Consider the following 25,036-nt stretch of genomic DNA (forward strand, 5'->3'; position numbering starts at 1 on the left):
CGATTATAGCGGCAGAGCCCGGCCGAGCCAACCCCGGGGGCCGCCCGGGGTCAGATCCCTTTTGCGACGCAAAAGGGATCTGACCCCAGCCCCTGCCAAGCCACGCCCGCCAGCACCGCCCTGCCCTGTTCAGCCAGTGCCTGCGAGCCGGGCAGGACATGCCCGTCGATGGCCTCCAGCGCCCACAGGCCGCTGGCGTTGCAGGCAAAAGCGGCCTTCACACTGTCCAGTTCAGCCAGTGCCAGCGGCCGCGTCTGCTGTCCCCCCGGCCAATGCTGCTTCAGCAGCGCCTCGGCGGTACCGCGCAGGGCCGGCGCCTGCGGCCAGAGCAGCCGTTCACCATCGTGAACGGCCACGTTCCAGGTGCTGCCTTCACTCACGTCGCCATCGGCGGTCACGAACAGCACATCGTCGAATCCTTCCGCCATCGCCGCGCGACGTTCGGCGAACAGACCAAACGTGCCCACATGCTTGATCTGTGGCAGTTCACGCTGCCAGGCCACACTGCGCACGCGCTTGGAGGCGGTCAGCGTCACCGGCGCGGACACCGCCACCAGCACGTCCACCGGCACCGCCGCCAGCGGGTTGCGGAAATCGAAGCGGCGCGAGTACACCGTCACCCGCAGTGAGGCATCGGCCAGGCCGGCCTGCCGCAGCGCCTGCGCCATCCAGCCCCGCACCTGCGCCGTATCCAGTTCGCTGCCGAACAGTTCGCGCGTGGCATGCGACAGCCGCGCCAGATGCAGGTCCAGTCCCTGTACGGCGTGGTCGCGTACCTGCAGCGAGGTGAAGTGACCGTAGTTCACCAGCGCCGGCAGCAGATCCTCCACCTGCGCCGGCAGGCCGTTGCAGGTCAGCGTCATCGCAGCAGTGCCTGCGCCTGTTCCCACATGCCGCGCAGCACGTCGGCGGCCGGCCGTGCCGGCGCCATCCACGCCGACTGCCCGGCCCAGGCCTGCATCGCCGCCAGGCGGTTTTCCTGCGCGGCCTGCCTGCGCATCGGCGCGGTCAGCCCGCGCTGCACCGGATACGGACGCGGCGCCGGGGCGCCTTCCGCAGCGGCGGCGCGTACATAGGGTGTCGCCAGGCCGCGGCCCAGGCGGCCGCTGAAGGCGCGGGTCGGCCAGGTATCTTCGGGTTCGCTGGCCGCCAATCCATCGGCCCACGCTGAAGCGATCGCCGCTTCGGGCGTGCGCAGGAAGGCAGTGCCGATCTGCACGGCGCTGGCCCCCAAGGTGAGTGCGGCAGCAATGCCACGGCCGTCGGCGATACCGCCGGCGGCGATCACCGGAATCTGCAGGTGATCGGCCAGGCGTGGCAACAACGCAAACAGGCCGACCAGCTGGCGCTCGGCCATCGCCGGATCGAACGCACCGCGATGGCCACCGGCCTCCACGCCCTGTGCGACCACCGCGTCGGCACCGGCGTCCTGTGCCGCACGCGCTTCGGACAAGGTGGTCGCACAGGCGATCCAGGCAATGCCGGCATCCTTCAACTGCTGTACGTGGCGCGGCAGCAGCACGCCCATGATGGTCGAGGCCACCGCCGGGCGCGCTGCCAGCAGTGCGGCGAACTGTTCTTCGAAGTCGGCGGGCGTGGCATCGGCGGCGCTGGCCGGCACGTCCGGACCCCACTGCGCGAGGAAGGTGCGGCTGGCGGCTTCAGCGGCGACATCACGGGTCGGTGCCGGGTCCGGCACCCATAGGTTCACCTGTGCGGGGCCCGTCGAGGCAGCGCGGAAGTCATCCATCCAGTGGCCGATATCGGCCGATGACGACAGCACCGCGCCCATCGCCCCCATGCTGCCGGCATTGGCCAGCGCAGCCGACAACGGCACCGGGCAGGCGCCGGCCATCGGGGCCAGCAGGATCGGAACGGAAACGCCAAAGCGCCGGCAGAACGCCTCGACGCGGGAAGATACAGCGGAACTCTGCATGACGGCCCATCGTTTCGGACAGGCCCCCATGGTGCGCGCAGGACGGGGGTAGAGTCGAGCTTGCTCGACTCTACCTCGACCGGGGCACCGACAGAAAAGCAGTCGAGCATGGCTCGACTCTACAAAAAAAGCCGGTGTTCAACGCATCAACGGAACGGCATGCCGCGGCCGCCCATGGCGCCCATCATGCCCTTCATGCTGCGCAACATGCCCTTCATGCCGCCGCCGGCCATCTTGCTCATCATCTTTTCCATCTGCATGTACTGCTTCATCAGCTTGTTGACGTCGGCCGGGGTCACGCCCGAGCCCTTGGCGATGCGCGCGCGGCGCGAGCCATTGAGCAGGTTCGGGTTGCGCCGTTCCTTCTTGGTCATCGAGCCGATGATGGCGATCATGCGCGGCACTTCCTTGCCCTGGCTGACCTGCTGCTTCAGATGGTCGGGGATGTTGCCCAGGCCCGGCAGCTTGTCCATCAGGCCGCCGATGCCGCCCATGTTCTGCATCTGCTCGAGCTGGTCGCGCATGTCGTTCAGGTCGAACTTCTTGCCCTTGGCGACCTTCTCGGCCAGCTTGGCGGCCTTGTCCTTGTCGACCTGCTGCTCGACCTGCTCGACCAGCGACAGCACGTCGCCCATGTCCAGGATGCGGCTGGCGATGCGGTCCGGGTGGAACACGTCCAGGCCTTCCGGCTTTTCGCTGACACCGACGAACTTGATCGGCTTGCCGGTGATGTAGCGCACGCTCAGCGCGGCACCGCCGCGGGCGTCACCGTCGGTCTTGGTCAGTACCACGCCGGTCAGCGGCAACGCATCACCGAAGGCCTTGGCGGTGTTGGCCGCGTCCTGGCCGGTCATGGCGTCGACCACGAACAGGGTTTCGGCCGGGTTCACGGCAGCGTGCAGGGCCTTGATCTCGGCCATCATCGCTTCGTCGATGGCCAGGCGGCCGGCGGTATCGACCAGCAGCACGTCGACGAACGACTTGCGCGCATCGTCGATTGCGGCGCGGACGATGGCTTCCGGCTTCTGGTCGGCGCTGGACGGGAAGAACAGCACGCCGACCTGCTCGGCCAGGGTCTTCAGCTGCTCGATCGCGGCCGGGCGGTAGACGTCGGCCGAAACCACCATCACCTTCTTCTTGCGCTTTTCCTTCAGGTGCTTGGCCAGCTTGCCCACCGTGGTGGTCTTGCCGGCGCCCTGCAGGCCCGCCATCAGGATGATGGCCGGGGCGGGTACGTTGAGGTTCAGGTCGCTGGCTTCGGCGCCCATCACCGCGGTCAGCTCGTCGCGGACGACCTTGATCAGGGCCTGGCCCGGGGTCAGCGACTTCAGCACTTCCTGGCCGACCGCGCGCACCTTGATGCGCTCGATCAGGGCCTGCACCACCGGCAGCGCAACGTCGGCTTCGAGCAGCGCGATGCGCACTTCGCGGGTCGCCTCGCGGATGTTCTCCTCGGTCAGGCGGCCGCGGCCACGCAGGCGCTCGATGGTGCCGGAAAGGCGCTGGGTCAGGGACTCGAACATGCGGCGCAACCTGTCTGAAAGCGGGGGACAATAAGGCAGACAGTATAACGGGTCCGGCTGTCCGCCCGGACTGCGACCACCGGGCCGTCGCCAGCATCCCGGGGGTATGCGAAACTGCAACGATGACAATCGTTCTCATCGCCGTCCTGCTCTACCTGGCTGCCAGCGCCCTGCTGGTGCGCGCGCTCGGCCGCGATGAAAGCACCGGCTCTCCCACCTGGCTGTGGCCCGCCCTGCCGGCGATGCTGCTGCATGGCGGCTACCACGTGATGGTGGCGATGCGTACCAACGGCGGGCCGGACATGCACTTCTTCGCCGCGCTGTCGCTGGTCGGCCTGGGCATGGCCTGGCTGACCTCGCTGGTCGGCGCGCGTGGGCGGATGTCGGCGCTGGGCGTGGTGGTATTTCCGCTGGCCGCGGTCCTGCTGCTGGCCTACCACGGCTACGGCCACGAACCGAGCAAGGTGCTGGGCTGGCGCCTGGCCAGCCACGCCTGGCTGGCGCTGCTGGCCTACGCCACGCTGAGCATCGCCGCGCTGCTGGCGATCATGCTCTGGCTGCAGGAACGCGCCCTGCGCCGCCGCGAGTTCCGCCCGTGGCTGCGCGCGCTGCCGCCGCTGGCCGATCTGGAATCGCTGCTGTTCCGGGTGATCACCGTCGGCTTCGCGCTGCTGACCCTGACCCTGGTCACCGGCGTGCTGTTCGTCGACGACCTGCTGGCGCAGAAGCTGGTGCACAAGACCGTGCTCAGCGTGCTGTCGTGGATCGTGTTTGGCGTGCTGCTGATCGGCCGCCGGCGCTACGGCTGGCGCGGCATGAAGGCGGTGCACTGGACACTGGCGGCGATGCTGTTGCTGCTGCTGGCGTTCTTCGGCAGCCAGTTCGTGATCGAACTGGTGTTCGGGCATTCGCGATAGAGGCGTGCCGACCAACGGTCGACACCCACCCCGGTAGTGCCGGCCGCTGGCCGGCAACTGGACCACGCCATGCGTGGATGCCGTAAGCGGGTCAAGGCACCGGCTGGGCCAGGATCTTCCGCACCGAGCGGCCGCTGTTGGTGAGGATGTCATCAACCTGCCAGCAGCACTGCCCCTGGCGCACCATCGGCAGACGGGTCACGTAGGCCTTCTTCCACACCGAATAGCGCATCTCGACCTGGCCGGCGGTGGCCGACGCCTCTTTCCAGCTGTAACGCACCGGCGTTTCGATGTCGCCGTCCTGCGCATCCAGCCACGGATCGGAATCGATCGTGCAGATGCCCTCTTCGCGCTGCTGGCAGGCGCGCTCGCCGCGCAGCGCCTTGCCGAAAGCGGGGCTGACCAGCGCCGGTGGTGGCTCCAGCAGGTCGCCATCGCCCGTCGTTGCCTCGTAGAAGGCGCGGGCCACAGCCACGGGTTCCTGGCAGGCCGGCCCGGCCTGCACGGTGGGGGCCAGCAGCAGCCCGGCGATCACGAACATCCCTGTCTTTCGCATGTATTTCTCCTTGAGGTAGTGCCGGCCGCTGGCCGGCAATACAGGATATCCCGGCGCTGCCGGCCAGTGGCCGGCACTACCGATACCCGGCTTACAACCCGTAACGCTCGATCACATCCAGATGCGGCTGGCGATCCTGGTCGCAGGCTTCGGCCAGGCGCAGCCAGCAGTGCGGATGCGGCCACTTCACGGTTTCCTGCTGCAGGAAGCGGTGCAGCGCCAGAGGCGCATGGTCCTGCGGCTGGGCGACCGTGAACAGCAGGCCCGGCAGCGTGCCCTCTTCCGCGTCGGGATCGGTCACGGTGTAGTCCGGGCGGCTGTGCGACCACACCTGCCAGCCCTGCGCTTCGGCCGCAGCAACGAAGGCGTTCCAGGCTTCTTCGCCCGGATGCGCACCGTCGATCAACCAGCTGCGGGCGAAGCCACCGCGCTCCAGCACGTGCACCTGCGCATAGGTCGGGATGAAGTGCTCGCGCGCTTCCTCCTCCTCCGGTGCCGGATGCACCAGCGCGGCATCGAACACCACCCAGTCGCCCACCTGCTGCGCGCGGTTGGCCGGTGCGTTCTCGACGATGCGTGCGGTCACCGGGCCGCTGCGACGGGCGTAGTACTCCATCGGCTCGCCGTTCTCTTCGCTGCGGATGATCACCCAGCCCCACGGCTCTTCAACCACGCCGTCCTGGCTGGACAGCTCCATGCCGATCGCCGCCGCCGAGCGGCGCACCGCGTCCCAGTCACGTGCCGCGCTGGCTGCACTCATGTGGTCCCAATGCGCGGCGCTCGGCTCTTCCAGCAGCTCCACCAGCTGCGCATAGCAGGCCTGCGCCTCGCTGAAACGGCCGGTTTCCATGTACATCCGCGCCAGCGTGCCGCGCGCACCGTGCGAACCGGGCGATGCCGCCAGCAAGGCCTGCGCGGCCCGCTCCAGCGCCGGCCAGTCGGACACGCGGCGGGCGCGCTGCACGTCGCACCAGTGCGCGAACACCGGCACGCTGCCGCGATAGAGGTCGGCAAGCTGGCGCAGGCCATCATCGTCACCCTGCTCGGCCAGCCAGCGCATCAACGTATAAGCGGCCGGGCCATCATCCTGCGCGTGCGCGCGCACGAAGCGCCACAGCAATGCGCGCGCTTCGGTCTGTGCACCACAGGCGCTCAGCGCGGAGGCGGCCATCTCGGCCAAGGCCTCGTCATCGGGCAGCTGCGCCTGTGCCTGCAGCAGCCACTGCGCCTCACGCTCCGGATCGCGCGCCTGGTTCTGCTCGCCCTGCGCGTCCAGCCACGCCAGCAATTCGCCGGCCGGTGCCGGCAGCGGCGCCATCTCCGGCAATGCATCGATGCGTGCCGCCAGGCCGGCCACCAGCGCAGCCGCGCCCCGGTCCTGGCGCAGCTGTGCCAGATGGGTACGCGCCAGCTCCAGCTGGCGCAGCGCCACCCAGCGCGCTCCCCGCTGCAGCGCCAGCTCCAGGCTCAGCGCCGCGACTTCGATCAGCAGGCGATGCGAACCGACCCGGGCGAAGTGCTCGATGATCGTGTTGAAGCGCGTGCCCAGGTCCCACGTATTGCGCGCGGGGTCGCGCTGGCACAGCGCAGCGGCGGTGTTCGCCCACAGCCGCCAGTAGTTCGGGGTCAGCTCGCGCCACGGCACCAGCTGCTGCAGCGCCTCTTCGTCGCGGCCCAGCTGGGCCAGCGCCCACGCCTTGGACAGGCGGCGCGGCACCGTGCAGTTGGCCGGCTCGTACTCACCGGAAGCCGCCACTTCAGCCTCGCGCTTTTCGATCAGCACCAGTGCCTCTTCGGCCCGGCCCACGGCGAGCAGGATCTTGATCTGCATCTCCGGGAAGCTGTCGAACACCTCCTTGCCGCAGGCCTCGATCGCATCGGACTGCACCTGCAGGTAATCCAGCGCCTCCTGGCCACGGCCGTCGTCGAGCAGCGCATCGGCTTTCTCGCAGCTCAGGCACTGGAAGCAGGCCCAGCTGGGATCGATGCGGCCGAGGGTCTCGTCGCACACCTCGATGCGCTCGGGCACCCAGCCCGGGCCATCGATGTTGCCGTAGCAGGCGGCCAGATCCTGGGTCACGCAGATCGACTGCGGGCATTCCAGGGTGTCTTCGCGGTGTGCGCGCTCGAACAGCGCAACGGCTTCGCCAAGTGCGCTCTCGCCTTCAACCCTGTTGCCGACGCGGTTGCGCAGCGCCCAGTGGCCGACGTAGACGTCGACCCAGGGGTTGTCCAGCGCCTTGCCCAGCGCACGCGCTTCGGGCAGCAGTGCATCGACGCGGTCGATCTGCAGCTCGCTGACCTCGTCGGCGAGGCGGTTCAGCAGGTGCGCGTTCTGCGCCTGGCCGGCCTGGCGCAGGTCTCCCTGCAGTTTTTCGACCCAGTTCCAGATGTCCATGGGGTAAGTGCTCCTGTCTAGCGAAGGCTGGATGAGAGGGTGCAGTGCTCAGCGCAGCATCTGCTGCAGGGCACCGGCGATATCGGTAAAGGCGCCGTTGAGATCCGGGCCTGGCGTGGCGGTCGCTGCCCGGGCCAGGGGACGGCCCTGCGCAGCGACGATGATCTTCAGCGAGCGCAGCAGGCGTGCCGCTGCTTCGGCCTGCGGGTGGCCCTCGCGCTGGGCGCGCAACAGCGCCTGCACCGCCGGGTTGTCGAGGTTGAGGTACAGCCGCGAGGGTGCACGCGATTCGATGCGTGCGGTGAACTGCCGCGCCAGGCGCAGCGCCGCCATCGAAACGCGCTTGTCGTTCTCGTCGTCCTCCAGGCGTTGCTTCAGTTCGGCTTCGCGGTCGGGCACCACCACCACCGGCAATGCCTCCGGGCTGAAGCGCGCCGGCAGCAGCTGCTCGCCATCGCCCAGCTGCTCGCGCAGCCAGGCCAACTGCGCCTCGTCGAGGCTGTCATCGGTGCGGAACAATGCGCGATTGCCCTGCTCGGTGCCGAGTTCAACCAGGCGCAGGCCCTTGGCCTGGGCCCAGCGCCGCAGGAATGGCACCACGGCATAGCGATGGCCATGCGCGACCGGCACGCCCATCGCACGGAACAGCATTTCCTCGAAGCCACCGCCGTTGTCGAGGATCACGTGCACGGCACCGCGTGCGGGCAGCGCACTGGCCGGCAGGTCACCCTGCGAAGTCGGCACGCGCACGTGTTCCAGCAGCAGGTCGAACAAGCGGTCATCGCACAGCGCCGCGCCCAGCAGCGCCTCGTTGTGGCGGCTCAATACGCGTCGCCACGCCTCTGGCTGCTGCCGTGCAACGTCGGCCAGGCCATCAATCAGCGCCTCCAGCAAGGCATGTTGCACAGCGCGGTACTGGTGATCGCGCTGCAGGTCTTCGCGGCTGGCGGTGGGCGTCAGCCGCGAGGATTCGATCACCCCGCCGATGAAACCGGCCCACGGCGGCAGCAGGTCGCGGGCGTCGTCATCCAGCAGCATGCCGCGCACGAACACCGACAGGTTGCGGTTGTCACTGGTGCCATAGGTGGCGCCGTCCTGCACCCACAGCAGGCCGGTGGCATCGCTGTTGCCATCGGCACGCAGCGGCACGGTGACGATCGGCTCGAAATCGTGCTCGAAGCGCGCAGCGAACTGCAGCGCCTGGCGGCGCGCCTGCACCGGATGCACGGCGACATCCCCTGGCCGCGCCACGGCGGTGGCTCGGGATTGAGCGCCTCGCCCGCAGCGCCGATGAAGATCGGCTCGGACAACAACGCGCAGTAGCGGCCCAGCACCTCATGCAGGCGCGCCTCGTTGGCCAGCGGCAGGAAGTCCGGATGCAGCTCCAGTTCGACCTCGGTGCCGACCGCGCGTGCCGGCACTTCGCTGACGGTGTACTGCTCGGCGTTGCTGGACACGTACAGATGGCCCAGCTCCGGCGTCTGGTACGAGGTCGTGCGCACGCTGACCCGGCGCGCGAGCACGAAGGCCGACAGGAAGCCGAGGCCGAACATGCCGATCAGGCCATCATCGTCCTCGCCGCCCTGGCGCAGGCCACGGGTATAGCCGACGCCGACGGTGGCCAGGTAGTCGTGGATTTCCTGGCGGGTCAGGCCGGCACCGGTATCGATGATGCGCAGCACGCCGGCACCGGCATCGACCTGCACCGAAATGCGCGAAGGTACCTCGACGCCGGGCTGCTCGATGCGGCGGCGGATGATCGAGTCGTGCGCGTTCTGCACCAGCTCACGCAGCGCCACCACCGGGGTGGAATACAGGTGCTTGCCCAGCACCGTCATCAATCCATAGATCGACCCCGGCACGACGGATCTCGGCGTTGGGGGCAATGAGCGCGGTGTCCTGCATGTAATCGTTTACTCCTGGGCACGGAAAGACGCCAGAGGGCGACTTCGTCGAGCGGGAAAAACTAGCACAGGGAAGCTGACCGTTGCCGTGTCGGTCGCCGTATTCCACGTGCGCGGTGGTGACGCCGGGTGATGCCCGGCGGGTGCGCGGCAGGCATCACGCCGCGTCGATAGCCTCGGACAGACGCTCCACCGCAATCACTTCCATACCCTTCACCGAACCGCCTTTGGGCGCATTGGCCTTGGGCACGATGGCGCGCTTGAAGCCATGGGTGGCGGCCTCGCGCAGGCGGTCCTCGCCATTGGGCACCGGGCGGATCTCGCCGGACAGGCCCACCTCGCCGAAGGCGATGGTCTTTTCCGCCAGCGGCCGATCCTGCAGCGAGGACAGCACCGCCAGCAGCACCGGCAGGTCGGCGGCGGTCTCCTGCACGCGGATGCCGCCAACGACATTGACGAACACGTCCTGGTCGCCGACCAGCACGCCGCCGTGGCGATGCAACACCGCCAGCAGCATGGCCAGGCGGTTCTGCTCCAGGCCGACCGCGACACGGCGTGGATTCGACAGCGGCGACGCATCGACCAGTGCCTGCACTTCCACCAGCAGCGGCCGGGTGCCCTCGCGGGTGACCATCACGCAGCTGCCCGGTTGATGGGTGCTGCCGCCGGACAGGAAGATCGCCGATGGGTTGGAGACCTCCTTCAAGCCCTTGTCGCCCATCGCGAACACGCCCAGTTCGTTGACCGCACCGAAGCGGTTCTTGAACGCGCGCAGCAGGCGGAAGCGGCTGCCACTCTCACCCTCGAAGTACAGCACCGCGTCGACCATGTGCTCGAGCACGCGCGGACCCGCGATGCCGCCCTCCTTGGTCACGTGGCCGACCAGGAACACGGCGGTACCGGTCTCCTTGGCGAACCGCACCAGCCGCGCCGCGCTCTCGCGCACCTGGCTGACCGATCCCGGCGCAGCGGTCAGGCTCTCGGTCCACAGGGTCTGCACGGAGTCGGCCACGATCAGCCGCGGGCCGGCCTTGGATGCATGCTGCAGGATCGATTCGACCCCGGTCTCGGCCAGCGCATTGACCCCGTCCAGCGGCAGCTCCAGCCGGTGGCGCGGCCGGCGACCTGCGCCAGCGACTCTTGCCGGTGACGTACAGCACCGGCAGCTCGGCTGCCATCTTCGCCACCGCCTGCAGCAGCAGCGTCGACTTGCCGATGCCCGGATCGCCACCGACCAGCACCACTGCGCCCTCGACCAGGCCACCGCCCAGCACCCGGTCGAACTCGCCGATGCCGGTGGAGACCCGGCGATGCTCGGTCTGCTCCACGTCCTTCAGGGCGGTGATCTTCGGCGGGTCGATCTTGCCGGCCCAGCCGGCCCGGCGCGAGGCCGGCGCCTTGGCCGCCGCCGCGCTTTCCAGCACGATTTCCGACAGCGAGTTCCAGGCGTTGCACTCGGTGCATTGGCCCTGCCACTTGCTGAATTCGGCGCCGCATTCATTGCAGACGTAGGCGGTGCGGGCTTTTGCCATCGGATGATTTCCAGCAACGGGAACAGGCGTGGCAGGATAGCCGAGCCGGGTCGCAGGTGCTGCGACCGCTCAAGTCCTGCCCACCCGCGCCGATAGGGGTCGCGGGCGTGCGCCTTGCGGGCGCCCCTCCCTCTCCCACTGGATTCAACATGACTGGCAGTTACAGTCAGAGCCTGGTCATCATCTCCCTGCTGGTGGCCATTCTTGCTTCGTACACGGCGCTGGACATGGCCGGGCGCCTGGCCACGGCCGAGGGCCGCGTGGCCCGCTGGTGGCTGGCCGGGGGGGCGGCGGCCATGGGCCTGGGCATCTGGTCGATGCACTTCATCGGCATGCTCGCCTTCGATCTGCCGATCCCGGTCGGCTACGACCTCGGCATTACCCTGTACTCGCTGGCGGTCTCGATCGGCGCCTCGGCCTATGCGCTGTGGCTGGTGTCACGCCCCAGCCTGCCTTGGCGCCGGCTGCTGGCCGGTGCCGTGCTGATGGGCCTGGGCATCGCCACCATGCATTACCTGGGCATGGCGGCGATGCGCATGCAGCCGGGCATCGACTACCACCCGGGCTGGTTTGCCGCCTCCATCGCGGTAGCCATCGGTGCCGCTGGCGCCGCCCTGTGGATCGCCTTCCGCCTGCGCGCCGAGCATCGCCACACCCTGCTCCTGCGCGCGCTCGCATCGCTGGTGATGGGCCTGGCCATCGTCGGCATGCATTACACCGGCATGGCCGCGGCGCGCTTCCCCGAAGGCAGCATCTGTGGCGCCGTCGGCAGTGGTGGCATCGACACGCGCTGGCTGGCGGTGCTGGTCATCGTCACCACCGTGGCCACGCTGGGCATCGCCCTGGTGGCCTCGCTGTTCGACCGGCAGATGCGCGTGCGCACCGGGCTGCTGGCCGACTCGCTGGCGCACGCCAACAACAAGCTGATCCAGGCCGCACTGCACGACCCGTTGACCCAGCTGCCCAACCGCATGCTGCTGCAGGACCGCATCGAGCAGGCGATCGAGAAGGCGCGGCGTCGCAACCATGCGGTGGCGGTGATGTTCTGCGACCTGGATGGTTTCAAGGCGGTCAATGATGCCTATGGCCACCAGCTCGGCGACCGCCTGCTGGTGGCGGTGGCGCAGCGCATCGGCGGGCTGCTGCGGCCGCAGGATACGTTTGCCGCTCGGCGGCGACGAGTTCGTGATCGTGCTGGCCATCGATATTCCCGACGATGCGGTGGTGGTGGCCGAGCGCATCATCGCCGCTGCCGGCGAACCGTTCACGCTGGATGCGGCCGAACTGCAGGTCAGCGCCAGCCTGGGCATCGCCCTGTACCCGGACGATGCCAGCAACGAACGCGAGCTGATGGCTCACGCCGACGCGGCGATGTACCACACCAAGGAAACCGGGCGGAACGGCTATACCTTCTTCACCCCCTCGATGCAGCTGAGCGCCAACCGCCAACTGCGCCTGCTGCAGGACCTGCGCAAGGCCATCGCCCGCAACGAACTGATCCTGCACTACCAGCCCAAGTTCCCTGCCGCCGGCGCACCGGCCACCGGCGCCGAAGCGCTGCTGCGCTGGCAGCACCCGGAGCTGGGCCAGCTGGCGCCGGATGTGTTCATTCCCATCGCCGAGCGCAGCGGCCTGATCCTGCCGATCGGTGACTGGGTACTGGACCGCGCCTGCGCGCAGCTGCGTGCATGGCACGATGCCGGGCATGCCGAATGGTCGATGGCGGTGAACCTGTCGCCGTTGCAGTTCGCCTCGCCGGCGCTGCTGGACAGTGTGCGCGAGGTGCTGCAGCGGCACCGGATCGAACCCGCGCGGCTGACCCTGGAGATCACCGAGACCACGGCGATGAAGGATGTCGATGCCAGCCTGGCGATCCTCAACGACCTGACCGCGATGGGCGTGCACATTGCCATCGATGATTTCGGCACCGGCTACTCCAGCCTGCTGTACCTCAAGCGCATGCCCGCCACCGAACTGAAGATCGACCGTGCGTTCGTGCACGACCTGGAGCGCAATGACGAGGACGCCGCCATCGTCTCGTCGATCATCGCGCTGGGCCGCACCCTGCAGCTGCAGGTGGTTGCCGAAGGCGTGGAGACCCAGGCGCAGCGCGAATACCTGAGCGAGCTGGGCTGCGATCAGTTGCAGGGTTATCACCTGGGGCGGCCGATGGACGCCGAAGAGTTCCTGCGCCGGGTGGGGTGACGCGGCGGTTCATCCACGCATGGCGTGGATCTACTGATTGCCGGCCAGCGGCCGGCACTACCCATTCCCAGGCAAACAAAAAGGCCGCCCGAGGGCGGCCTTTCTGCGTAGCAACGTCGCGAGGACGTCAGTGCATCATGTGCACGTTCATGTTGTGCATGACCCACAGGGTGCCGATCACGATGATGCCGATCACCACAACGGTGAAGGCCGCAGCGTTGACGTTCCAGCGGCTTTCCGAAGAGCGGTCCAGGTGCAGGAAGAACACCAGGTGGACCAGCATCTGCAGCACCGCGGTGACCGCGATCACCACACCGTTGACGGTGCGCGAGAAGTCGCCCGACATCACCATCCAGAACGGGATGACGGTCAGCACCACCGCCAGCACGAAGCCGATCAGGTAGGACTTGACGCTGCCGTGGCTCTCGCCGCCGGCGGCGTGGTCGTGTGCATGGTTGTCATGTGCCATTACAGCGCTCCATTGAGGTAGACGACGGAGAACACGCCGATCCAGATCAGGTCCAGGAAGTGCCAGAACAGGCTCAGGCACGCCATGCGGGTCTTGTTGGTCGGGGTCAGGCCGTACTTCTTCAGCTGCACGAACATCACCAGCAGCCACAGCAGGCCAGCGCTGACGTGCAGGCCGTGGGTACCGACCAGGGCGAAGAACGCCGACAGGAAGGCACTGCGGTCCGGACCGTAGCCCTGATGGATCAGGTGCTGGAATTCATAGACTTCCATGCACATGAAGCCGAAGCCCAGCAGCCAGGTGACCGCCAGCCACAGGAACATCTGGCCGACCTGCTTGCGGTGCATGGCGATCATGCCCAGGCCGAAGGTCAGCGACGAGGTCAGCAGCAGCGCGGTTTCCCACGCCACGAACGGCAGCTCGAACAGGTCCTTCGCGGTGGGACCACCATCGGTACCGCCGGACAGCACCACGTAGGTGGCGAACAGCGAGGCGAAGATGAGGCAGTCGCTCATCAGGTACACCCAGAAACCGAAGACGGTATTGCCGCCGGTGTCGTGGTGCTCGTGGTCGTCATGGCCATGGGCCGCCGCGTGCGCGGCGTGCCCGTGGCTCAGGGTCGAGGTATTGGTGCTCATGCCTTCAGCTCCGACTTCACCAGGCCCTGGGCTTCCAGGTGCTTGCGGTGTTCGTTCTCGATGCGTTCCACCTCGGCGGCCGGGACCCAGTAGTCCACGTCCTGGTCGAAGGTGCGGTAGATGAACGTGGCGATCATGCCGACGAAGCCGACGATGGCCAGCCACCAGATGTGCCAGATCATCGCGAAGCCGAACACCAGGCTGAAGGCACCGATGACAACGCCCGTGCCGGTGTTGCGCGGCATGTGGATGTCGGTGTACTTGGCCGGCTTCGGCCAGGCTTCACCGCGCTGCTTGCGCTCCCAGAAATCGTCCAGCTCGGTGACTTCCGGCAGCGTGCCGAAGTTGTAGAAGGCCGGCGGCGAAGAGGTTTCCCACTCCAGCGTACGGGCGTCCCACGGGTCGCCGGTCAGGTCGACGGTCTTCTTGCGGTCGCGGATCGACACGGCCACCTGGATGATCTGGCACAGGATGCCGGCGCCAACGATGAAGGCACCTGCGGCGGCGATCAGCAGCAGCGGCTCGTAGGCCGGGTTGACCGTGCTCTGCAGGCGACGGGTCATGCCCATGAAGCCCAGCACGTACATCGGCATGAAGGTCACGTAGAAGCCGATGAACCAGCACCAGAACGCGCACTTGCCCCAGAACTCGTTGAGGCGGAAGCCGAACATCTTCGGCCACCAGTAGGTGATGCCGGCGAACATGCCGAACACCACGCCGCCGATGATGACGTTGTGGAAGTGGGCGATCAGGAACAGGCTGTTGTGCAGCACGAAGTCGATGGCCGGAATCGCCAGCATCACGCCGGTCATGCCGCCGATGACGAAGGTGACCATGAAGCCGATGGTCCACAGCACCGGGGTGGTGAAGTGCACGCGACCGCGGAACATGGTGAACAGCCAGTTGAAGATCTTCACGCCGGTCGGGATCGAGATGATCATCGTCGTGATGCCGAAGAAGGCATTGACGTTGGCACCCGAACCCATGGTGAAGAAGTGGTGCAGCCACACGATGAACGACAGCACGCCGATGCAGGCGGTGGCGTAGACCATGCCCTTGTAGCCGAACAGCGCCTTGCGCGAGAAGGTCGCGATGACTTCGGAGAACACACCGAATGCCGGCAGGACCAGGATGTACACCTCCGGGTGACCCCAGATCCAGATCAGGTTGATGTACAGCATGGCGTTGCCGCCACCGTCATTGGTGAAGAAGTGCGTACCCAGGTAACGGTCCAGGGTCAGCAGCACCAGGGTGATGGTCAGCACCGGGAAGGCAGCGACGATCAGCACGTTGGTCACCAGGGCGGTCCAGGTGAACACCGGCATCTGCATCAGCTTCATGCTGGGGGTACGCATCTTCAGGATGGTGATGAAGAAGTTGATACCGCTCAGCGTGGTACCCAGGCCTGCGACCTGTAGACCCCAGATGTAGTAGTCCATGCCGACGCTTGGACTGTATTCGATGCCCGACAGTGGCGGGAACGCCAGCCAGCCGGTGGCAGCAAACTCACCGATCCACAGCGACAGCATGATCAGCACCGCGCCGGACACGAACAGCCAGAAGCTGAGCGAGTTGACGAACGGGAACGCGACGTCGCGCGCACCGATCTGCAGCGGCACGGCCAGGTTCATCAGGCCGGTGATCAGCGGCATCGCCACGAAGAAGATCATGATCACGCCGTGGGCGGTGAAGATCTGGTCGTAGTGGTGCGGCGGCAGGTAACCCTCGGAACCACCGACGGCGATGGCCTGCTGGGTACGCATCATGATGGCGTCGGAGAAACCGCGCAGCAGCATGACGAAGGCGACGATGAGGTACATCACGCCGATCTTCTTGTGGTCCACCGAGGTGAACCACTCCTTCCACAGATAGCCCCACAGCTTGAACTTGGTGATCAGGGCCATGACGCCCAGGCCACCCAGCACCGCGCCGACCAGGGTGGTCAGCACGATCGGATCGTGGGGGATCGACTCAAGAGAGAGTTTTCCCAACATGTTCATTCTCCCGAACCCGCGTGGCCGGCATGGCCTGCGTGTTCGTGTTCGTTGGCATCCAGGTTTTCACCCGATTCCTTGGAATCATGCGCGTCACTGGGGGCATGGCCCTCGTGCGCTTCATGGCTGGCGGCATCGGCAGCGGCGGCACCAGCGTGCGAGTGCTTCATGCCGTAATGCTTGTTGTCGCCCATGTGCTTGGCGATGACCCAGTCGAACAGGCCTTCTTCGGTCTTGCCGAAGTAGGTGACCGGGTACCACTCGGCGTTGCGTGCTTCACCCAGCGCCTTGAACGAGGCCTTGTCCAGGGTCTGCTCGCCGGCGCGGACCTGGTCCAGCCACTGGCGGTATTCGGCATCGGTGACCGAGTAGGCGGTGAAGTGCATCTTGGCGAAGCCCGCGCCGCTGTAGTGCGAGGACATGCCCGGGAATTCACCGGTCTCGTTGGCGATCAGGTGGAGCTTGGTCTCCATCGCAGCCATCGAGTAGATCATGCTGCCCAGGTGCGGGATGAAGAACGCATTCATCACCGAATCGGACGTGATCTTGAAGTTCAGCGGCGTGTTGACCGGGAACTTGATTTCGTTGACGACCGCCACCTTCTCTTCCGGATAGATGAACAGCCACTTCCAGTCCAGCGAGATCGCCTCGATGGTGACCGGCTTGACGTCCGAATCCAGCGGACGATACGGGTCCAGTGCGTGCGACGAGCGCCAGGTCAGGACCGCCAGAACCAGCACGATCATGCAGGGAATGGACCACACCACCACCTCGATCGCCGTCGAGTGGGACCACTTCGGCTCGTAGCGGGCCTTGGTGTTGGAGGCGCGATACTTCCACGCGAAGGTCAGGGTCATGATGATGACCGGGATGACGACCAGCAGCATGAGCACGGTGGCCGTGATCAGCAGGGTCTTCTCATCCTGGCCGATCTGGCCCTTCGGACTGAGGATGGCCACCGCATCGCAACCGGTGAGCATCACCAGCAACGACAGCAGCAGGCCCGGGCGCAACCAGCGCCCAAGGGTTTTCAACGGAATCATCGGTCGATCCAATTGCGAGGGAATGCCGTTCCCCGTCCTGCCTGTTCCGGCCAAAGCCGGTCCCACCGGTCCGGAAGACAGGCAGGGAGGTGGGGTCGAGTCAGCCTTTCAATTTTAGGCCGTCACCCACCATTTAAGAAAGGCATTGACAATGATCGAGCGCAGGAAAGGCCCGATTCTGGCTGCGACACGTTGTCGCACCGCGCAGGCGCGGCGGGCAGGACGCCCGGGGGCGGCATCCTAGCATCAGCTGCTGGCCGGCGGTCCGCCCTCGTTCGGCAAAGTCATCTGAACATGTTCAGGCGTGCGGGCGGGTGCCCGGCATGGGATGCTCGGCGCAGGAGGAAGACCCGTGGACAAGATCGACTTCAGGAAGCGCGACCGGGCGCTCTATCAACCGCCCGCCGGCAGGTTCGTACGGGTCGATGTACCGCCCCTGCCCTACGTGATGGTCGACGGCCACGGTGATCCGAACACGGCCCCCGCCTACCTGCAGGCCGTGCAGTGGCTGTACTCGGTGAGCTATGCACTGAAGTTCGCACTGAAGGCCATGGGCCAGGACTACGTGGTGCCACCGCTGGAAGCACTGTGGAGCGCCGAGGATCCGGCCAGCTTCGTCGCGCGGCGGAAGGATGAGTGGGCCTGGACCGTAATGATCCGCACACCCGAGGGCATCGCCCCTGCACAGTGGCAGGCCGCGATCAGCAAGGCGCGCACCAAGCTGGGAGAGGCTCCGCCCAGCCTTCGCCATGAAATCCTTGCCGAGGGGCCCAGCCTGCAGACCTTGCACGTGGGCGCCTACGACGACGAAGGCCCCACCCTGGCGCATCTGCATGACGAATTGATGCCCGCACTGGGATACACCTTTGCCGGCCCCCATCATGAGATCTACCTGAGCGACCCGCGCAGGACCGACGCCGCGCGGCTGAAAACCGTGCTGCGGCAGCCGGTGCGCCCGATTGAGCCTGATGAGGACTCCTGCACGTGACACAAGGAACGCCATGCGCCTGATCAGCCGACTGCTGCACTGGACCACCCTGCCCGCCGGGCGCCGCCTGATGGCCGTGCTGGGTGCTGCGCTGGTGATCGTGCTGGCCTGCAATCCGGCGCTGTCGCCGTTGCTGCCGGTGGTGGACGCGCTCGGGCTGGACGTGCTGGTGCTGTTGCTGGGTGCGCAGATGGTGGCGGTACTGCCTTGGATGCGGGAGCGGGCCGCGCGCGAGACCAGAGTGCTTGCACGCCTGCTGATCGGCGCATCGGCGGGAGCAGCAGGTGGGTATCTCCGGCAGCTCGGGGGGTGGTTGGCTCGGGGTGCAGTGATCGTTGGACGTGAATGAAGCTGTGTTTGCATCGGTGACGTTGCCGACCGACCTCTCCCTTCGGGCAGAAACAGAAAGCCCCGGCAACGGCCAGGGCTTCCTGTTGATGTAACTGCTCGTCTTGCGTGGAGTGCGTCTAGAACGCGGTCGGACCGATTTGAATCACACCATCATGGGTCAATGCGAGACGGATCCTGGTTCTGCCACCCGCCGTGACCACGTGGGAAATTTCGCGCCTGTGCGCCGATTCATCCCCCCACGAACAGAGCCCTTTGCCCGCGAAACTTGCGCTGACAATGCGATTGCCGGCAGGCACAGACAGCGAGACAGACTCGCCCCGCTGCAGATGGGCTGCCAGGGTGCCGTCGATATACAGTGCAAGTGGACACGCCCCACCAACCGCGCCGACGTCGCGCGTGACGATTACCTGCCCGGAAGCACTGTCCCCCATCCCATTGAAGGCGAAAATCCGCTCGGCAGGCACCGGCTGCGCCTGTTCGGAGCTGATCTGACGGGTCGCACAGCCGGCGAGAACGACGCACGCCATCAGGCTCACCACGATCTTCTTCATGACATCCCCTGTTGATTGAAACTGACTTGCCCCGTCCAGCGCCGCAAGCAATCCACATCGGCAATGGTAATGACCTCGACCGAGCAGGTACATGCCCGCAGTTCCATCAGACGTTTCCGCCGGCCTTGGGCCCGCGCCCGGCAGCACAATCCAAACAAAAAGCCCCGACCAAGGCCGGGGCTTTTCATTACAACTGGTGCCGGAAACAGGAGTCGAACCTGCGACCTACGCATTACGAATGCGCCGCTCTACCAACTGAGCTATTCCGGCGGAGCCCGCGATTTTACGGGCTGGGCGCCCCGGCGGTCAATCCACCCGGCTCAGCCCGCCTCCACCCGGTTCGCACACACCCGCCCCTCGGCGAAATCCTGCAGGTTCCCCAGCGTGATCGCCGAGATCTCCTGCAGCGCCTCCACGGTGAAGAAGCCCTGGTGGCCGGTCACCAGCACGTTGGGGAAGGTCATCAGGCGCTGGAAGGCCTCGTCGTCGATGATCTCGCCCGAGAGGTCCTGGAAGAACAGTGCGCTTTCCTGCTCGTAGACATCGATGGCCAGGTGGCCCAGCCGCCGTGACTTCAGCGCGCGGATCACCGCATGGGTATCGACCAGTGCGCCGCGCGAGGTGTTGACCAGCATCGCGCCGGTCTTCATCCGCGCCAGCGAGGCGTCGTTGATCAGGTGCTGGGTATCGGGCGTCAGCGGGCAATGCAGCGAGACGATATCGGCGCGCGCCAGCAGTTCGTCCAGTCCAACCATGTCGCCCACGCCAGCGAAGGCCGGCGACGGGTACGGGTCGTGCCCCAGCACGGTGCAGCCCATGCCCTTGAAGATGCGCGCGGTAGCCAGCCCGATCTTGCCGGTGCCAACGATGCCGACGGTGCGCCCATACAAGGTGCGTCCGAGCAGGCCATCGAGCATGAAGTTGCCCTCGCGCACGCGGTTGTAGGCGCGATGGGTCTGCCGGTTGAGCGTCATCACCAGCGCCAGCGCATGCTCGGCCACGGCTTCGGGGGAATAGGCCGGTACCCGTGCGACGAACAGGTCCAGCGCTTTCGCGGCTGCCAGGTCCACATTGTTGAAGCCGGCGCAGCGCAGCAGAACGGCGCGCACGCCCAACGCATGCAGGGCATGCAGCACCGACGCGTCGAGACGGTCGTTGACGAACACGCAGACGGCGGCGCAGTCCTGCGCAAGCGCGGCGGTATGCACGTCCAGCGCGGCATCGAAGTACACGAACGCGAAGCCCTGCCCGGCCGCATCGCGCTGGTTGGCCTCGTCCAGGAAGCGACGATCGTAGGGGCGGGCACTGAAAACGGCGATCTGCATGGACGGGCCTGGCTGGAGTTCCCTGCCGACCATACCGCAGCACCTGCCCTGATGGGATGGCCCCGGCGATACGGATATCGCCGGGGCCGAGTACCACTTAGAACCGATAGCCCAGGCCCAGCATCACGCCGTTCTGGATCTGCCCGTCGCGGCGCTCACCCACGTAGTCGGCCATGATCGACAGGCGCTCGCTGGCGCGACTGGTCACGCCCACGTTCCAGGCCAGCACCTGCTCGCCCACGGCCTGGCTGCTGGCACCAAACACCAGGTCCGGGGCCGCAGCGAAACCAGTGCTGTAGCGCGCCTGTGAATCGCCCAGCTCCTTCTGCCAGACCACGCGGGCACGCGGGGTGATGCGCTCGCCGTTGTTGCCCTCGAAGGTCTTGAACAACTGCAGGCCGGCACCAACGCGGATGCTCTCCAGGCTGCCGCCACGCCCCACCAGCGCACCGGCGCCCTGCCCTTCGTTGAAACGGGTGGCCGAGGTCCGCGCGTAATCCACCACCGGCAACAGCGGCTGGATCACCAGTCCCTTGCCGGTGGTGAAGGAGAACGCATGTTCGACCCGCGCCGAGACCGCATCGTTGCTGTATCGGGCACGCAGCGGCTGCTGCAGGCCCTCGATGGCGGAGAGGTTGCGGCGGGTGTCATGGCGCAGATCGGTGTAGCGCACGGCCGCCGACAGGTAGCCACGCGAATAGGTCGCATCCATGTACCCGCCCACGTCCAGCGCGCGCACGTCACCACTGAAGCCGGAGCCGTCGCTGGCCTTGGTCGACATGTCGGCCGCGGCCACGCTGACACCCAGGGTGACGCGGTCATCGGCCAGACGGGTATCGGCACCGACCACGATGCCACCGATGTTGTGGCTCATGCCGGCCACGCCACCGTCGGCGTCGATGCGGCCATGGCTGGCGAAACCGCGCGCCCACAGGCCATGGCTGCGTCCCGTCGCACCGCCACCGCCAGTCACTTCGCCGGCCGGTTCGACCAGATGCATGGCCAGCTGGTTGAACAGGCTGCCATGGCGCATGCCCGGCTGCGTCGAGACCGACTGCGCCGCTTGGGAGGCCAGGCCATCGGCATCGCCGCCACTGCGCATCGCCGCCTGGTGCTGCTGCACCACGTTGCCGATGCTGCCCAGCAGTGCGTTGTCGGCCAGGCGCAGGCTGGCATGGGCATCACCGCGCAGGGCGCCGGCCTGCTGTGCGATCACATCGCGGTCGGTGAACTGCAGCGCGCCGAGCAGCGACTTCAGGCCGCTGTCCTGGCGATCCGATGCGGCTGCCAGCGCGCGCCCCAGTCCATCGCCGGAGGTGCCGTTGGCAAACAGCCCCAGCTGGTCGAAGCCCGGGTTGGCGGTCAGCCACAGGCCGTCGGCCGTCTGGTTGACGTTGAAGCTGAGCAGCGAATTGTGGCGCGGGCGGAATACTTCGCCCGCAGTGATGCTGGCGCTGTAGCCGGTGTCGCCCAGTCGCACGACATCCTGGAAACCGCCCTGGTAGATCGGCCCTTCCACCAGGTCGCGGCGGTAGGCGCCGGCGTAGAAGCCCTGGGCGACGTTCAAGGCCAGGTGTGCACCCTGCGCGATCACCAGCGCGCCCTCTTCGGCGCCGTCATCGTAGAAAGTGCCGACGCGCAGGCGGCCACTGCCGGTGCCACCGGCCTCGGTAACGTCGAACAGCAGCTGGCCGCCGGGCATGATGTTGACGTAGCCGTGGGTCACCAGATCACCGCCGCGCGGCATCAGCGTGCCGAACACGCGCAGGCGGTTGAAGCCGTCCTCGCGCCAGGAGGGGCCGCTGCCATCCAGCAGTGCATCGGTGTCGATGCCCACCGATGCGATATCACCATGACCGACCACGACGCTGCCCGGCATCACCCGCAGCTCAGGGGTGCGCAGCGCACCGCCCTCCAATGCGATGGTGCCGTTGTCGACCAGCATGAAATCGGCGCCGGTGGTTTCGGCGGTGCGCCAGGTGGCGCCATTGCTGACGCGGATCACGCCAGCGGAGTTGGCCAGGGTCGAGACATCCAGATCGGCCAGCCGCAGCTGGCCGCGCAGTTCGTCCTGGAGGTCGGGGTCGGCAAGCAGCTGCTGCAACGACTGCGCGCCGATGCCGTTCGCCCCGCGCGTGGAGAAGTTGTACAGGCTTACCGCGTAGTTGATGTAGGTGCTGGCCCAGTCGGTGTTCCAGCGCGCGAAATCGTCGTCGACGAAGGCCTGCAGCTGGCGCGCGGTGCGCAGGTAGCCCGGATTGATGTCGCCGCTGACGTTGCTGGTGACACGAAGGGTGTCGCCTGGATCGCGATAGCCTGCCGTGTTGATGATGTTGTTGCTGCGGATGTCCTGACCCGGGAATGACTCCAGCTTGCTGCCGCTGCCATCCGGATCGAAGGTAACCGACGTACCCGTGGTACGCGCCGGGTCGCGGAACACCAGCAGGCCATTGGGCGCCACCACTTCGTACATGGCCTTGTGCAACAGGCCGGCATCCATGCCGCCGCCATAGTTGCCGGTGTAGATCTGGGTCATGCGCGGCGACGGTGCGTAGGTGATCCTGCCACCACTGCTGGCAGCATGGATCTGCACTGAATCGACCACCGGCAGGTCGCCGCCGAGATAACGGTTGACGCCGCCGGACTGCATGATCGAGCAGGACGAAATGCAGTGGCCGGACACGATGGTGTCCAGGCCCTGGGTGCGGATCATCGCCTGCAGCCACTCACCGGCGATCAGCGCGCCACCATTGGAGGTGCGCAGCACGACTTCGCGGATCGGGCGGCCTTCGGCCTGCGCCTTGGCCAGCAGCGCGGGCAGCGCCACCACATCGGCAACGGTTACGCCGCCGCTGAGGAAGACGCGATCATCCTGCACGTGATAATTCATCGCCATGACGTCATCAGCCGCCGCGATGACAGTGATACCCATCAGCCCTGCCAGGGCCAGGCTCAACTTCGAATGCTTCATATGTTCTCTCTCCACCCGCAACACACGGGTCAAGAGTTCAACGTCCGGGCGGTGCGATCTCCCCCAGCGCACCGCCCCCCGAAACATGAATGCATTCACAATGGAATCAGGGGCCCTGCACACTCTTCCCCATCCGGTCATCGTCGCGTAAAACTCGAAGACGCACCTGCCACCGAAGCACGAGGCCAGCCCTGTCCACCCCCTCTCCTCTGATCCATCGCGCGCCGGACCTGTCCGTGCCGACGGACGCGTTCATTGCGTTCGTGCGGGAAGAACGCGCGCCGTTGTGCGCGTTCCTGCGCACGCGCGGTGTTGGGCCGGAGGATGCCGAGGACATCGCGCAGGACTGCATGGAGCGGTTGATCCGCTATCGCGCGCACAGTGCCGAAGAGCTGCGGTTGCTGCTGTATCGTATCGCCCGCAACCGCCTGGCAGACCGCGGCCGTTCGTCGCAGTCGCGGCCGCATCTGTCCCTGGCCGAGCATGATGGCGGCAACGAGCCTTCCAGCACGTCGCCCGATCCATTGCGCCAGGCCGAGTCCGGGCAGATGCTGTCCCTGCTGCGGCAGGCCCTGTTCAAGCTGCCCGAGCGCGCGCGCGAGGTGTACCTGCTCAACCGGATCACCGGCATGAGCTATACGCAGATCGCGCGGCACTGTGGAATTACTGCCAAGACCGTGGAAAAACATATCGCCCGCGCCCTGCAGGGCCTGCGCCAGGAACTCGGATCGGATCCGCTGCACAACGACAGGGACAACGGATGAGTCACGCCAGGCCCAGGGAAGACACCCAGCTGTTCGAACGCGCCAGCACCTGGGTCGCGCGGCTGGAAGCTGCGGACTGTACGCCGGCCGAGCGCGAGACGTTCGAGGACTGGCTGGCCGAAGACCCGGCGCATGTCACCGCCTGGATCCAGGCCGAGACGCTGTTCCAGCAGGGCGAGGAACTGGCCGCCGACCCGTGGCTGCGCACTGCCGCGGCACGCGTGGCGCGACCGGTGCGGCGCCGCTGGCTGCCGGCGCTGGCGGCTGCCGCAGGCGTCTGCCTGGCCGTCGGGATCGGCTGGATGGTGGCGGTCGACGGCAACCCTACGCCGCTGCGTTATGCCAACGATTCCCACCAGCCCCGGCAACAGACGCTGGCCGATGGCAGCGTAGCGACACTGGATGCCGGCACCACCCTGCACGCCCGTTTCGGTTGGCGCCACCGCAACCTGGTACTGGAGCGCGGGCGCGTGCAGCTGCAGGTTGCACCGTCGGGCAAGGCGCTGCAGCTGCGCGCCGGCGACAGCACCATCCGCGACATCGGCACCACCTTCCAGGTGGAACGCCTGCACGACGGCCTGGTCGAAGTCGCGCTGCTGGAGGGCGCGGTCGAGGTCAGCAATGGCGGGACCCAGCACACCCTGGCACCCGGCCAGCAACTGCAGGTGCTGCCGTCGGGCCGCATCCAGCCCGGCCCGGCGCTGTCGTCCAATACCGCCGCTGAAGGCTGGCTGCAGGGACAGCTGGTGTTCGATGCCACGCCGCTGTCGATCGTGGTCGAACGCATGAACCGCTACGGCCGCACGCCGCTGGTGATCGCCGATCCGGAGATCGCCAACCTGGCGGTGAGTGGCACCTTCCGTGCCGGCGACGCGCAGGAACTGCTGTCGGCACTGGAACTGGGTTGGTCGGTGGCTGGCCAGACGCGACCGGATGGCGCGCTGGAACTGCGCCGCACGTACTGAGGAGGC

Annotated in this window: 17 protein-coding genes, 1 tRNA gene and 3 pseudogenes; 6 read left to right on the forward strand and 15 right to left on the reverse strand. The window is 66.9% G+C overall.

The window, feature by feature from the left end; all coding sequences use genetic code 11:
* Positions 1–50: 50 nt before the first annotated feature.
* From ACXI0D_RS06075 to ffh, 3 genes are all read right to left on the reverse strand, one after another.
* A complete protein-coding gene (locus ACXI0D_RS06075; RefSeq protein ID WP_049446420.1) occupies positions 51–863 on the reverse strand; it encodes an aminotransferase class IV family protein in 813 nt (270 codons plus the stop codon).
* Positions 860–1,936 carry an NAD(P)H-dependent flavin oxidoreductase gene (locus ACXI0D_RS06080; RefSeq protein ID WP_101765138.1) on the reverse strand — a complete coding sequence of 359 codons (1,077 nt, stop codon included), beginning with the start codon at positions 1,934–1,936 and terminating at the stop codon, positions 860–862. Before ACXI0D_RS06080 ends, ACXI0D_RS06075 begins: the two co-directional genes overlap by 4 nt.
* A gap of 146 nt (positions 1,937–2,082) precedes the next feature.
* Entirely contained in the window at positions 2,083–3,459 is a 1,377-nt protein-coding gene (gene ffh, locus ACXI0D_RS06085; RefSeq protein ID WP_014036403.1) for a signal recognition particle protein, read from the reverse strand.
* A 122-nt stretch (positions 3,460–3,581) separates the two neighbouring features.
* On the opposite strand from ffh, the gene ACXI0D_RS06090 reads away from it, so the two are divergent.
* A complete protein-coding gene (locus ACXI0D_RS06090; protein ID WP_010483269.1) occupies positions 3,582–4,376 on the forward strand; it encodes a cytochrome C assembly family protein in 795 nt (264 codons plus the stop codon).
* 91 nt (positions 4,377–4,467) lie between these two features.
* Here ACXI0D_RS06090 and ACXI0D_RS06095 read toward each other — a convergent pair whose 3' ends face one another.
* From ACXI0D_RS06095 to radA, 4 genes and pseudogenes are all read right to left on the reverse strand, one after another.
* Complete coding sequence (locus ACXI0D_RS06095) at positions 4,468–4,932, reverse strand: hypothetical protein (RefSeq protein WP_119007132.1); 465 nt, start codon at positions 4,930–4,932, stop codon at positions 4,468–4,470.
* A gap of 91 nt (positions 4,933–5,023) precedes the next feature.
* On the reverse strand, positions 5,024–7,330 hold the full coding sequence (locus ACXI0D_RS06100) for a tetratricopeptide repeat protein (protein WP_101765136.1): 2,307 nt from the start codon (positions 7,328–7,330) through the stop codon (positions 5,024–5,026).
* 48 nt (positions 7,331–7,378) lie between these two features.
* Positions 7,379–9,235: pseudogene (locus ACXI0D_RS06105) on the reverse strand (ATP-binding protein).
* A 156-nt stretch (positions 9,236–9,391) separates the two neighbouring features.
* A pseudogene (gene radA, locus ACXI0D_RS06110) lies at positions 9,392–10,766 on the reverse strand (DNA repair protein RadA).
* Positions 10,767–10,915: 149 nt separating this feature from the next.
* Between radA and ACXI0D_RS06115 the strand changes: the two are divergent.
* Positions 10,916–12,971, forward strand: a pseudogene (locus ACXI0D_RS06115) (putative bifunctional diguanylate cyclase/phosphodiesterase).
* A gap of 127 nt (positions 12,972–13,098) precedes the next feature.
* Here the strand turns inward: ACXI0D_RS06115 and cyoD are convergent.
* From cyoD to cyoA, 4 genes are read right to left on the reverse strand one after another with little or no spacing between them, the layout of a single operon-like run.
* Positions 13,099–13,440, reverse strand: a complete 342-nt coding sequence (gene cyoD / locus ACXI0D_RS06120; protein WP_014036396.1) for a cytochrome o ubiquinol oxidase subunit IV — start codon at positions 13,438–13,440, stop codon at positions 13,099–13,101.
* Positions 13,440–14,078: a cytochrome o ubiquinol oxidase subunit III gene (gene cyoC, locus ACXI0D_RS06125; RefSeq protein ID WP_049446432.1), complete on the reverse strand. Its 639-nt coding sequence runs from the start codon at positions 14,076–14,078 to the stop codon at positions 13,440–13,442. Before cyoC ends, cyoD begins: the two co-directional genes overlap by 1 nt.
* The gene (cyoB, locus tag ACXI0D_RS06130) at positions 14,075–16,072 is read right to left on the reverse strand and encodes a cytochrome o ubiquinol oxidase subunit I (RefSeq protein WP_014036395.1); all 1,998 of its coding nucleotides are present in this window, start codon (positions 16,070–16,072) and stop codon (positions 14,075–14,077) included. Before cyoB ends, cyoC begins: the two co-directional genes overlap by 4 nt.
* Before the next feature lie 2 nt (positions 16,073–16,074).
* A complete protein-coding gene (gene cyoA / locus ACXI0D_RS06135; RefSeq protein WP_049446433.1) occupies positions 16,075–17,115 on the reverse strand; it encodes a ubiquinol oxidase subunit II in 1,041 nt (346 codons plus the stop codon).
* A 352-nt stretch (positions 17,116–17,467) separates the two neighbouring features.
* On the opposite strand from cyoA, the gene ACXI0D_RS06140 reads away from it, so the two are divergent.
* Positions 17,468–18,103 carry a GyrI-like domain-containing protein gene (locus ACXI0D_RS06140; protein WP_101765132.1) on the forward strand — a complete coding sequence of 212 codons (636 nt, stop codon included), beginning with the start codon at positions 17,468–17,470 and terminating at the stop codon, positions 18,101–18,103.
* A gap of 13 nt (positions 18,104–18,116) precedes the next feature.
* Complete coding sequence (locus ACXI0D_RS06145) at positions 18,117–18,452, forward strand: hypothetical protein (protein WP_479642415.1); 336 nt, start codon at positions 18,117–18,119, stop codon at positions 18,450–18,452.
* A 118-nt stretch (positions 18,453–18,570) separates the two neighbouring features.
* On the opposite strand, the gene ACXI0D_RS06150 is transcribed toward ACXI0D_RS06145, so the two are convergent.
* From ACXI0D_RS06150 to ACXI0D_RS06165, 4 genes are all read right to left on the reverse strand, one after another.
* A complete protein-coding gene (locus ACXI0D_RS06150; protein ID WP_049446440.1) occupies positions 18,571–19,005 on the reverse strand; it encodes a hypothetical protein in 435 nt (144 codons plus the stop codon).
* Between the two features lie 194 nt (positions 19,006–19,199).
* A tRNA-Thr gene (locus ACXI0D_RS06155) sits at positions 19,200–19,275 on the reverse strand.
* A gap of 50 nt (positions 19,276–19,325) precedes the next feature.
* Entirely contained in the window at positions 19,326–20,330 is a 1,005-nt protein-coding gene (locus ACXI0D_RS06160; RefSeq protein WP_479642416.1) for a 2-hydroxyacid dehydrogenase, read from the reverse strand.
* Positions 20,331–20,427: 97 nt separating this feature from the next.
* Positions 20,428–23,301, reverse strand: a complete 2,874-nt coding sequence (locus ACXI0D_RS06165) for an autotransporter domain-containing protein (protein ID WP_479642417.1) — start codon at positions 23,299–23,301, stop codon at positions 20,428–20,430.
* Between the two features lie 236 nt (positions 23,302–23,537).
* Between ACXI0D_RS06165 and ACXI0D_RS06170 the strand changes: the two genes are divergently transcribed.
* Together ACXI0D_RS06170 and ACXI0D_RS06175 are read left to right on the forward strand one after the other, a co-directional pair.
* Entirely contained in the window at positions 23,538–24,065 is a 528-nt protein-coding gene (locus ACXI0D_RS06170) for an RNA polymerase sigma factor (protein WP_119007137.1), read from the forward strand.
* The gene (locus ACXI0D_RS06175) at positions 24,062–25,030 is read left to right on the forward strand and encodes a FecR family protein (RefSeq protein WP_479642418.1); all 969 of its coding nucleotides are present in this window, start codon (positions 24,062–24,064) and stop codon (positions 25,028–25,030) included. Before ACXI0D_RS06170 ends, ACXI0D_RS06175 begins: the two co-directional genes overlap by 4 nt.
* Positions 25,031–25,036: the final 6 nt, after the last annotated feature.

Source organism: Stenotrophomonas sp. C9D9, from assembly GCF_056491205.1.

Bases quoted from the DNA above. Each gene is read 5' to 3' on its own strand.
- cyoD (WP_014036396.1), bottom strand. From the start codon at position 13,440: ATGGCACATGACAACCATGCACACGACCACGCCGCCGGCGGCGAGAGC.
- cyoA (WP_049446433.1), bottom strand. From the start codon at position 17,115: ATGATTCCGTTGAAAACCCTTGGGCGCTGGTTGCGCCCGGGCCTGCTG.
- cyoB (WP_014036395.1), bottom strand. From the start codon at position 16,072: ATGTTGGGAAAACTCTCTCTTGAGTCGATCCCCCACGATCCGATCGTG.
- ACXI0D_RS06165 (WP_479642417.1), bottom strand. From the start codon at position 23,301: ATGAAGCATTCGAAGTTGAGCCTGGCCCTGGCAGGGCTGATGGGTATC.
- ACXI0D_RS06100 (WP_101765136.1), bottom strand. From the start codon at position 7,330: ATGGACATCTGGAACTGGGTCGAAAAACTGCAGGGAGACCTGCGCCAG.
- ACXI0D_RS06080 (WP_101765138.1), bottom strand. From the start codon at position 1,936: ATGCAGAGTTCCGCTGTATCTTCCCGCGTCGAGGCGTTCTGCCGGCGC.
- ACXI0D_RS06095 (WP_119007132.1), bottom strand. From the start codon at position 4,932: ATGCGAAAGACAGGGATGTTCGTGATCGCCGGGCTGCTGCTGGCCCCC.
- ACXI0D_RS06175 (WP_479642418.1), top strand. From the start codon at position 24,062: ATGAGTCACGCCAGGCCCAGGGAAGACACCCAGCTGTTCGAACGCGCC.
- ACXI0D_RS06160 (WP_479642416.1), bottom strand. From the start codon at position 20,330: ATGCAGATCGCCGTTTTCAGTGCCCGCCCCTACGATCGTCGCTTCCTG.
- ACXI0D_RS06145 (WP_479642415.1), top strand. From the start codon at position 18,117: ATGCGCCTGATCAGCCGACTGCTGCACTGGACCACCCTGCCCGCCGGG.
- ACXI0D_RS06150 (WP_049446440.1), bottom strand. From the start codon at position 19,005: ATGAAGAAGATCGTGGTGAGCCTGATGGCGTGCGTCGTTCTCGCCGGC.
- ACXI0D_RS06090 (WP_010483269.1), top strand. From the start codon at position 3,582: ATGACAATCGTTCTCATCGCCGTCCTGCTCTACCTGGCTGCCAGCGCC.
- cyoC (WP_049446432.1), bottom strand. From the start codon at position 14,078: ATGAGCACCAATACCTCGACCCTGAGCCACGGGCACGCCGCGCACGCG.
- ffh (WP_014036403.1), bottom strand. From the start codon at position 3,459: ATGTTCGAGTCCCTGACCCAGCGCCTTTCCGGCACCATCGAGCGCCTG.
- ACXI0D_RS06075 (WP_049446420.1), bottom strand. From the start codon at position 863: ATGACGCTGACCTGCAACGGCCTGCCGGCGCAGGTGGAGGATCTGCTG.